This is a genomic window from Paracraurococcus ruber (genome assembly GCF_004353985.1).
GTDB classification, from domain to species: domain Bacteria; phylum Pseudomonadota; class Alphaproteobacteria; order Acetobacterales; family Acetobacteraceae; genus Paracraurococcus; species Paracraurococcus ruber.
This window is the reverse complement of record NZ_SMOA01000720.1, coordinates 1-392: the sequence shown is the minus strand read 5'-3', so window position 1 is coordinate 392 and position 392 is coordinate 1. Positions and strand designations below refer to the sequence as shown.

At 82.9% G+C, this 392-nt stretch carries 1 protein-coding gene; it reads left to right on the top strand.

The features are described from left to right. Window positions 1–392 (top strand): hypothetical protein (locus E2C05_RS33910; protein WP_456306555.1); only part of this gene is annotated, 392 nt, incomplete at both ends.

Sequence of the window (392 nt, the reverse complement as noted above, 5' to 3'; positions counted from 1 at the left end):
TCCGATCTGCCGCCGCCGCCGAGGCGGCCGCCGCCGCGCTGGCCGCCCTGCCCGGGCCGGAAGCGGCGATCGCCGCCTATGACCGGGCGGCGCTGGAGGAGCGCCACGCCGCCGCCGCCGAGGCCGAGGCGCGCGACACCCGCGCCGAGGCGGAGATGGGGCTGCAGCGGGCCCGTGCCGCGCTCGCCGCGCTCTCGGCCACCGCGGCGCAGGCGGAGAGCCGCATCGGTGCCCTGGCGCCGCAGCTCGATCGCCTCTCGGCCGAGCGGCAGGAGGCCGCGGCAGCGCTCGAGGCGGCGCGCGAGGCACTGGCGGCGCTGCCCGACCTCGCCGCGCTGCATGCCGCCGCCGCCGGCGCCGCGGCGGCGGATACCCGGGCGCAGGCCGCCGAG